General features: G+C 67.8%; 7 protein-coding genes and 1 pseudogene (1 of these 8 cut by a window edge). All 8 read left to right on the forward strand.

What is annotated here, in order from left to right; genetic code table 11:
* Nucleotides 1-28 carry the final stretch of an ATP-binding protein gene (locus SALMUC_RS27675; RefSeq protein WP_425414334.1) on the forward strand. The gene continues 383 nt to the left of window position 1, outside the view, so only the last 28 of its 411 coding nucleotides appear in the window; the start codon falls outside the window, past its left edge; its stop codon occupies nt 26-28.
* 214 nt (nt 29-242) lie between these two features.
* Entirely contained in the window at nt 243-665 is a 423-nt protein-coding gene (locus SALMUC_RS27685) for an ATP-binding protein (protein WP_021121124.1), read from the forward strand.
* Complete coding sequence (locus SALMUC_RS27690; protein WP_020043280.1) at nt 662-2,803, forward strand: PAS domain-containing hybrid sensor histidine kinase/response regulator; 2,142 nt, start codon at nt 662-664, stop codon at nt 2,801-2,803. The genes SALMUC_RS27685 and SALMUC_RS27690 overlap by 4 nt, the downstream gene beginning before the upstream one ends.
* On the forward strand, nt 2,800-4,482 hold the full coding sequence (locus tag SALMUC_RS27695; RefSeq protein WP_020043281.1) for a DUF3131 domain-containing protein: 1,683 nt from the start codon (nt 2,800-2,802) through the stop codon (nt 4,480-4,482). Before SALMUC_RS27690 ends, SALMUC_RS27695 begins: the two co-directional genes overlap by 4 nt.
* Complete coding sequence (locus tag SALMUC_RS27700; RefSeq protein ID WP_020043282.1) at nt 4,482-5,633, forward strand: acyltransferase; 1,152 nt, start codon at nt 4,482-4,484, stop codon at nt 5,631-5,633. Before SALMUC_RS27695 ends, SALMUC_RS27700 begins: the two co-directional genes overlap by 1 nt.
* 3 nt (nt 5,634-5,636) lie before the next feature.
* Nucleotides 5,637-7,460 (forward strand): glycosyltransferase family 2 protein, encoded by a 1,824-nt coding sequence (locus SALMUC_RS27705; RefSeq protein WP_020043283.1) that lies wholly within the window; start codon nt 5,637-5,639, stop codon nt 7,458-7,460.
* Nucleotides 7,460-8,788 carry a DUF3131 domain-containing protein gene (locus SALMUC_RS27710; protein ID WP_020043284.1) on the forward strand — a complete coding sequence of 443 codons (1,329 nt, stop codon included), beginning with the start codon at nt 7,460-7,462 and terminating at the stop codon, nt 8,786-8,788. The genes SALMUC_RS27705 and SALMUC_RS27710 overlap by 1 nt, the downstream gene beginning before the upstream one ends.
* Nucleotides 8,785-9,296: pseudogene (locus tag SALMUC_RS27715) on the forward strand (hypothetical protein); the annotation flags it as partial. The gene SALMUC_RS27710 and the pseudogene SALMUC_RS27715, both read left to right, overlap by 4 nt.

The following is a 9,296-nucleotide window of genomic DNA, read 5'->3' on the forward strand; positions in this document are numbered from 1 at the left end:
ACGACGACCTCACCGTTCTTGTCTGTGAAAGGACCCCCCAGCCATGATCAAGACCAGTGTGCACGAAGACCTCGGTCTCTGCGTCGTCAAGCCCACGGTGGAACGTCTCACCGCGGCGAAATCGTCGTGTGCAACCTCGCGAGCAGCGTCCAGCAGATGTTCCGCATCACGCGCATGGACCGCGTCTTCAGCGCCTACCGCGACGTCGATGCCGCGATCCAGGCCCTCAAGGAACGCGCCTGATGACCATCGTCCTGGAAATGCCGCCAGTCCTCGGCGAAATCGACCCTCTCGTCGTTTCCCTGAAACGCGAGTTGGCGGACTCCCTTCCCGAGGAGAAGCTCTCGGCGCTGGAAATCGCCATCGCGGAGGCGCTGACCAACGCGGTCGAACACGGCGCGTCGGCCTCGGTCAGCCAGCCGATCGCGGTCTCGGCCTCGAGCACCGACCTCGGCGTCACGATCGAGATCATCGATGCCGGGGACCAGGTGCCGCACGATCTCTACGACGAGGTCGTCTCGCTCGACGACATCGACCCGCTGGCCGAAAGCGGCCGCGGGCTGTCGCTGATCCGGCATCTCAGCGACAAGCTGATCTTCGAGCAACGGGACGGCCGCAACCGCCTCGAACTGCAGTTCCTGCGCGCCGAGACCGAATGTCGTTGAGCGAGCCCCAGGTCGTCGGTCTACTCGCCCTCACGGCGTTCCTGCTGGTCCTGGTGATCGGCCTCTTCGCGTTGATGGGCTTCCAGTGGGTGCTTCACAACGCGCGCAGCCGGGAGCTGGCGTCGCTGGCGCACGAGCTGCGCGAGGCGCAGCGGATCGCCCGGGTCGGCACCGTCCGCTGGGATTTCATCCGCGACAAGGTCTGGTGGTCGGACGAATACGCCCGGCTGCTCGGGCTGGAACCCGGCGGCAGCATGACCGGCGCGGAGTTCCAGGACATGCTGCTGCCGGAGTACGAGGCGAGTGTGGTCGAAAGCGAACGCGCCGCGCTCGAGGCGTCGCGCCAGTCCGGCAAGCCCGAGCGGCGCGAGATCGTCTACAAGGTGCGCGGCCGCGACGGCCGCGTCCTCGAGGTCGAGGCGCTGTCGGAACTGCTGGCCGATGCCGAGGGCAACCCGGTCAACATGGTCTCGACCGTCCGCGACATCTCGGAACACGTCCAGCGCGAAGCGGCGCTGAAGGATGCCGTCGACGCGGCCGAGCGGGCGAACCGCGCCAAGACCGAGTTCCTCGCCGTCATCAGCCACGAGCTGCGCACGCCGATGAACGGGGTGCTGGGCATGCTGGGCGCCCTGGGCGACACCAATCTCAACCCCGAGCAGCGCGAACAACTCAGCGTGGCCCGCAGCAGCGCCAATTCGCTGCTGGTGATCCTCAACGACATCCTCGACGCCTCCAAGATCGAGGCGGGCAAGATGGAGATCGAGGAAGAACCCTTCGAGCTCAACGCGCTGGTCCGCAGCGTCGTGCATCTCTACGCCCACAAGGCGCTGGAAAAGGGCGTCCACCTCGACAGCTCCATCAAGGACGATGTGCCGAGGTGGGTCGTGGCCGACTCCGGGCGGGTGCGGCAGGTCCTGTCGAACCTCGTCAGCAACGCGCTCAAGTTCACCAAGGAAGGCAGCGTGCTGCTGAAGGTCGAGGCGCTCGCGCCCGAGGCGGGCGAGGACGCCCGCCTGCGCTTTGCGGTCGAGGACACCGGCGCGGGCATCGCCGAAGAGCATCATTCGCGTGTCTTCGGGCGTTTCGACCAGCTCGGGGCCTCCTACGCGGACCGCTTTCGCGGCACGGGCCTGGGGCTGGCCATCAGCCTGCGGCTCGCCGAGATGATGGGCGGCTCCATGTCCTTCCGCAGCGCCGAGGGGGCGGGCTCGACCTTCTGGCTGGATGTCCCGGTGCGCCTGTCGGATCCACTGACGAGCGCGGCGCCCGCGCAGGCCCTGCCCCAGCTGCCCCGGCTGCGGGTGCTCGTGGCCGAGGACAACAGCACCAACCAGATCGTCGCCCGCTCGATGCTCGAACGCCTCGGGCAGAGCGCCGACATGGTGGTCAACGGCGAGGAGGCCGTCGAGGCCGCCCGCAAGTTCGACTACGACATGATCTTGATGGACGTCTCGATGCCACTGATGGACGGCACCACGGCCATGAAGCACATCCGCGATCTCGGGGCGCATCACACCGAGATCCCGATCATCGCCACGACGGCGCATGTCAGCAGCGAGCAGCTGGAGTTCTTCCGCGCCTCGGGGTTCGACGACGTGCTGACCAAGCCGGTGATCCAGGCCGAGCTCGCGAAGATGATCGGCCGCTGGCGCGGCTACGGAGAGGCCCGCGACAACGTCTCGGCCATCGAGGCCGAAAGCGCCGCGCCCGAAGCCACGCCGTCCGGCTCCCGCGGGACCTTCTCGGAATGCGGGAAGCTTCGGAACCGCATCCGCGAGCTGATCGACGATCTTGGCGGCAAGGTCGCCCCCGCCATGCTGGGCGCCGCGAAATCGGATCTGGACCGGCACCTGCCGACGCTCGAGGCCGAGGACCTCGCCGGAGGGGACGACCCGCCCGTCGAGCTGCGCCGCCGGGCGCTGCATTCCGTCGTGGGCATCGCCGGGACGCTCGACTGCACCGACCTGGCCGCCAGCGCGCGGCGGCTCGAGATGATGCCCGACGCCGCCGAGGAGGCGCCGGAAGGCCTTGCCTTCCTGATCGTCGAGCTGCGCGCGATGCGTGCCGAACTCACCGCGATGATGGCCGACGACACCCTGACCCAGCCCGCAGACCGTTCCGGAGTAAAGGCATGACCCTGCGACGTTCCAACCTTCTGGCGGCCGCGCTTTTCCCCGCCTTCCTGGGCGCCGCCGCGGGTCTTGCGCCCGCCACCGCGCAGGAGGCGACGACCCCCGAGCCGCAACCCGCCGAGACCGGCACACCCGGGATCGACGACGCGATCTCGGACCTGCTCCCCCCCTGGGCGGGCACCGGCTCGCGCGAGCCGACCGGCGATCATTTCGGCCGTCACGGCGCGCTCACGCCGCGCGAGATGGAGATGGCCCGCACCGCCTGGAGCTACTTCGTCGAGCGCTACCAGCCCGAGACCGGCCTCGTGAACGCCGTGGGCTCCTACCCGTCGACGACGCTGTGGGACACGGCCTCCTACATCTCGGGCCTCGTGGCGGCCTACGAGCTGGGGATCATCGACAAGCGCGAGTTCGACCTGCGCGCGACCAAGCTCATCGCCACGCTGCGCAACCTCGACCTCTTCCGCGGCGAGGCGCCGAACAAGGTCTACAACACCGAGACCGGCGCCAAGGTGAACTACGCCAACGAGCCGGGCGAGGTCGGGTTCTCGGTCCTCGACATGGGCCGCATGCTGGTCTGGCTGCGCATCCTCAAGGAGCGCTATCCCTATCTTGCCAACGGCGTCGACAACATCCCGCTGCGCTGGAACTACTGCAACATCGTCGCGGACGACGGGCGCCTCTTCGGCTCGCTGGTGCGCGGCAACGGCGAGACGCGCTACGTCCAGGAAGGCCGGCTCGGCTACGAGGAATACGCCGCGAAGGGCTTTGCGCTCTGGGGCTTCGACGTGTCCGGCGCCTTCGACCCGGCGCCGCTGAAATACCACGAGATCTACGACGTGCAGGTGCCCTACGACGGGCGCGACCCGCGCGTCTTTCACAACCAGAACTACGTCCTGACCGAAAGCTACCTGCTCGACGGCCTCGAGCTTGGCTGGGACCTGCCGACCAACGACGACGACGCGCCGGGCATCGCCTCGCAGGGCTGGCGGGCCGAGTTCGCGCACCGGATCTTCCTCGTGCAGCAGCGCCGCTTCGAGGCGACCGGCATCATCACCGCCCGCTCCGAGCACCAGGTCGATGGCAAGCCCTACTTCGTCTACGACTCGATCTTCGCCGACGGCTACCCCTGGAACACGCTCGACCCCAGCGACGTCTACCAGCCCGACCGGGCGGCGGTGGCCGCGAAGGCCGCGATCGGCATGTGGGCCCTGTGGGACGTGCCCTATACCGACCTGCTGTTCGAGACGGTCGCCGACCTGTCCGAACCCGAGGGCGGCTTCTACGAGGGTCTTTACGAGAACGGCAACGGCTACATCCCGCTGCAGACCGCCAACAACAACGGGATCATCCTCGCCGCGCTGCTCTACAAGGCGCAGGGGCCGATCCTCGATTACCTGAACGAGAACACGAGCGTCTGGGACACGGCCTATTCCGAGACCGACATCCGCGCGAACAAGTGCCTGCCGCGGCCCGACATCATCGAGCCCACCTGCTGCGCCTGCGAGGACCTGCCGCAGCCCGAGCCCGCGGTGACCTGGGACGACTTCACCTACTGCCGCCCGCTGCAGCGTGAAAACGGCATCGCGGCGACCGAGTGCCGCCCGGAAGCGCAGAGCTTCCAGAAACCCGAACCCCGCATCGTCCTGCCGAAGTCATGCCAATCCCCCTGGGGGCAGTAATGAGCAATCCGCAGAAACCAAGACTGGTCTGGTTCGACGCCAACCGGGTCTGTGCCGCCGTCGGCGTCGTGATGATCCACACGACCACGGACTTCGCCGGCCAGCCCTTCCCCGAGGCGACCCCGGGAGAACGGTTCGTTCCCGTCCTGCTGCGCTCCATCGGCGAGTTCTCGGGCTCGGAGATGTTCTTCTTCTTCTCCCTGTTCCTGATGGCCATGCGCGTGGACCGGCATCGCCCGGGCTACCGCGCGGCGGTCATGACGCAGGCCGAGCGCCTGCTGGTGCCCTTCGTCTTCTGGACGATCTTCTACGCCTTCTTCCGCCTCGTGAAGGCCGAGGCCTTCGGCTACGCGCCGCAGTACCTCGAGCAGCTGGGCGAGCTGCGAACCTGGTTCAGCTACTTCCTGCTGGGCCGCTCGCAGTATCACATGCACTTCCTGCCGACGCTCTTCGCGATCTTCCTGTTCTTCCCGGTGATGCGGATCGCGATGCGCTACCCGATCCTCGGCGTGATGCTCTTCGCGACGCTGGGCGCGATGGATCACGTGCAGCGGTACTTCTACGCCATCGAGCTCGACCCGCTCACGCGGGCCTACCTCGTCCGCATCACCAAGGTCTGGGGCTACGTCGGCTACGGCTTCGCGGCCTTCGCGCTCTATTCGCTCTGGCGCGACGGAATACCGCGCGGCGAGTCCAAGCTGATCCGGCGCGGGGCCTTCTACTTCGCCTCCATGGCCTACCTCGCGACGCTGCCCTTCTTCGGCCATGCGCTCTTCGAGGGGCAATGGGGCGTGCGCACGGGCTGGGACTACTACGGCCACTTCCTGATGCCGCTCTTCATGTTCAGCATCTTCATGGGCGGCCAGTTCATGAGCTGGTCCCCGAAGTGGTCCGCGCGGGCGAAATACACCTTCGGCGTCTACCTCGTGCACCCGCTGATCATCGACCTCTTCGACGTGTTCATGTTCAAGACCGGTCTGTCGGGGCTGATCACGCCCGCGGTGCTGGTGGTGCTGCGCTTTGCCGTGGTGCTGCCCGCCTCCTTCGGCCTCGCGCTGCTGCTGGAACGCACCAAGCCGCTCGCCTGGACCATCGGTCTGGGTCCCCCGCCGTGGAAAGCAGGCCGGGAGACCCCGGTCAGACAGGACTAGACGATGGAAGACTATTTCCGCGCCTTCGAGCACCGCCGCCCGCCCGAGCCGCTGCCCTACTCGCCCCGGCGCGAGATGCTGTGGCAGTTCCTGGCTACCGTGGCCCTGGTCGTGGGCGCCTGGTACATCGGCTGGCGCTGGCTGCATTCGCTCAACCCCGATGCGATGTGGTTCGCCATTCCGCTGGTGCTGTCGGAAACGGCGGCCTACGTCGGCCTGCTGCTCTTTGTCTACAACCTCTGGAAGGACCAGCCGGTCGAGGTGCCCGAGGCCCCGGCCCTGATCGAGGAGGTCGACCCCAAGGCCCCCGATCCGGGGCGGCCGATCAACGTCGACATCCTCTTCGCCACCTACAACGAGGAACCCGAACTGGTCCGGCTGGGCATCCACGACTCGCGGCTGATGGACTACCCGCATGACATCAATGTCTCGATCCACGTCCTCGACGACGGCAAGCGCCCCGAGATGCGCGCCGTGGCCGAGGAGGAAGGCGTCGGCTACATCACGCGCGAGACCAACGAGGGGTTCAAGGCCGGCAACCTGCGCAACGCGATGGAGCATACCTCCGGCGATTTCATCGTGATCTGCGACGCCGACACCCGGCCCTTTCCGACCTTCCTGGCCCGCACCATGGGCTATTTCCGCGACCCGCAGATGGCCTGGGTCCAGACGCCGCAATGGTTCTACGACCTGCCCGAGGGCGAGCGGCTGCCCGGCGTGCTGGAGCGCCGCGCCGGCGGCATCGGCCGTGCGTTCGGCCGCCTGGTCGAGCGCGTGATCGGCGAGGTCCGCGTCGGCGCCGACCCCTACGTCAACGATCCGAAGATGTTCTACGACGTCATCCAGCGCCGCCGGAACCGCGCCAACGCGTCGTTCTGCTGCGGCGCGGGCTCGATCCACCGCCGCGAAGCGGTCATGGAAGCGGCGCTGCGCAGCTTCGGCGACGAGGTCGAGAAGCGGGTCATCGCCGCCGAGGAGGAGATCACGCTGGAAAGCCGCGAGCGCCGGGTCGATCCCGCGCTTCTCGAGGCGATCCGGTCCGAGGCCGTCTCGGCCGAGATCCTGACGCCCTACCGTTTCCACGTCTCCGAGGACATCTACACCTCGATCGTGCTGCATTCCGACCGCGAGCGGGGCTGGAAGTCGTACCAGCACCCGCATGTCGAGTCCAAGATGCTGTCGCCGCAGGACTTCCTGACCTGGACCATCCAGCGCTTCAAGTACGCGGGCGGCAGCCTCGACATCATGATCAACGACAACGCCATGTTCCGGCACGGGCTGACGATGCCGCAGCGGCTGATGTACGGCGCGACCTTCTATTCCTACCTCGGGTCGATCTGGAACGTCGTCTTCCTCTTCGCGCCGGTGATCTACCTGTTCTCCGGGGTGGCCCCCGTCTCGGCCTATTCCAACGACTTCTTCGTGCACGTCGTGCCCTTCCTCGTGTCGCTGGAGCTGGCCATGATGGTCGGGACCTGGGGCATCGCGGGCTACGCGGCCAAGGCCAGTTACCTGTCCTTCTTCCCGCTCGGGCTGCGCGCGATCTGGACCGTGCTGCGCGGGCAGAAGATCTCTTTCCCGGTCACGCCCAAGGTGCGCCAGTCCGGGAACTTCCTGAAACTCGTGCGTCCGCAGCTCGCGGTGCTGGTGCTGACGGCGGCGGGGGTCCTCTGGGGGCTGGCCGCGCTGCTCTTCGCCGATACGCCGCACACCCTGACCGGCGTGGTGACCAATGCCCTCTGGGGCATCAACAACTGCGCGGCCATGGCGGGGATCATCTTCGCCGCCCTCTGGCAGCCGCCCGAAGACACCGAGGAGCAAGACTGATGAGCTTCCGCAAGAACCTTAAACGCGCCCGCGGTCACATCGTGTTCCTGGTCGCCCTCGTGGCGGGCCTGCTTCTGGTGCTCTGGCTCGAAACCCTGGGAGACCCGCCGCAAATGACCGAAGGACGACCCGACACCATGCGGCCCTTCGAGGAGGTGACGCCGCTGCCCCTCGCGATCCGCGGCGAGATCTCGGAGCAGGATCTCGAGAACGCCCGCATCGCCTGGACCTACTTCCAGAACAACACGATCGAGGAGACCGGGCTTGCCAACTCGGTGCACAACTACCCCTCCACGACCATGTGGGAAACGGGCTCCTACGTCGTCGCGATCCTCTCGGCGGAACGGCTGGGCCTGATCGACGCCGAGGAGGCCGAGACGCGGCTGACCAGCCTGCTGGAAAGCCTCGCGCAGCTGCGCCTCTTCCAGGACACGCTGCCGAACAAGGCCTACCACACCCGGACGCTGGAACTGGTCGACTACTCGAACAAGCCGGTGGAACTCGGGCTTGGATGGTCCGCGCTCGACGTGGCGCGCATCGTCGCCACCTTCGGCCTGATCGAGCGCCGTCACCCCGAGCTGGCGCCGCAGGTCGAGGCCGTGCTGAACACCTGGGCGCTCGACCGGATGGTGCAGGACGGCGAGCTGATCGGCACCAACGTCGTCGCCGGCGAGGTGCGCGAGAACCAGGAGGGCCGCGTCGGCTACGAGCAATATGCCTCCAAGGCCATGATGCTCTTCGGGTTCGACGTCTACCGGGGCTACGAGGTGGTGGACAACCTCATGGTCAAGCGGGTCGAGGGCCAGCCGATCCCGGTGGACACCCGCCTGCACCGCGGCACCACCCCGGCCTTCGTCGTGAGCGAGCCCTACCTCTTCGACGGGCTGGAATTCGGCTTCGACGCACGCTCGCACCGCTTTGCCACCGCGATCTACCGCGCGCAGGAGGCGCGCTACGAGGAAACCGGCATCTTCACCGCCGTGACCGAGAGCCACCTCAGCGGCGAGCCCTACTTCGCCTATGCCACGGTCTGGGGCGGCGGCTCGCCCTGGGCGGTGATGACCTTCCAGGGCGATCGCATCGACAGCCGCAGGACCGTCGCGACCAAGGCCGCCTTCGGCTGGGACGCGCTCTTCGGCACCGACTACACCTCGGCGATGGTCGAGACGCTGCAGGGCATCGCCGACCCCGAAAAGGGCTGGCCCGAGGGCATCTACGAGGAAACCGGCGAGACCAATACCTCGACCACCGCGAACACCAATGCCGTGGTGCTGGCGTCGCTGGCCTTCAAGGCCACCGGCCCCCTGATGCGCGAGGCCGTGGAATGAGACTGCAGGCCCTGCTGATCGCTCTTGCGCTGCCGCTGGCCGCCGAGGCACAGCAAGCGCCCTGCGTCGGCAGCGGCTTCGACCGGCCGCTGCCGGGCGCCACCGCCGTCGAGCGCCGCTTCGCCGACGTCCCCTCGGCGCGCTATCCCGGCATCTGGCAGGAGGGCCGCATCGCGGGCCATGTCTACCAGTTGTCCGGCGATCTCTCGGCGGTCCTCTCCCCGACCCGCGAGGCGCCGGAGTGGCGGATCACGGTCATCTGCGAGGCCTCCGAGGACCGCTGCGAGCAGACCTCCGCCGGTCCCGTGCCGGAGGGGGCCGGCGCCGTGGCGGACCTGCTCGGCCGGTGCCTTCTGGGGGACGAGATCGCCGCCGCCGACTTCGACGCGGACGGGGCGCGCGCCAGGCTCGGGCTGCCGCCCGACGCGGGCCATACCGACGCCGAGCGCGTGCTCTCACCGATCGCGGGCATCGCGACCGCCGCCGGCGCCGAAGGCGCCCGGCAGGA

It is taken from the genome of Salipiger mucosus DSM 16094, assembly GCF_000442255.1.
Lineage (GTDB): Bacteria > Pseudomonadota > Alphaproteobacteria > Rhodobacterales > Rhodobacteraceae > Salipiger > Salipiger mucosus.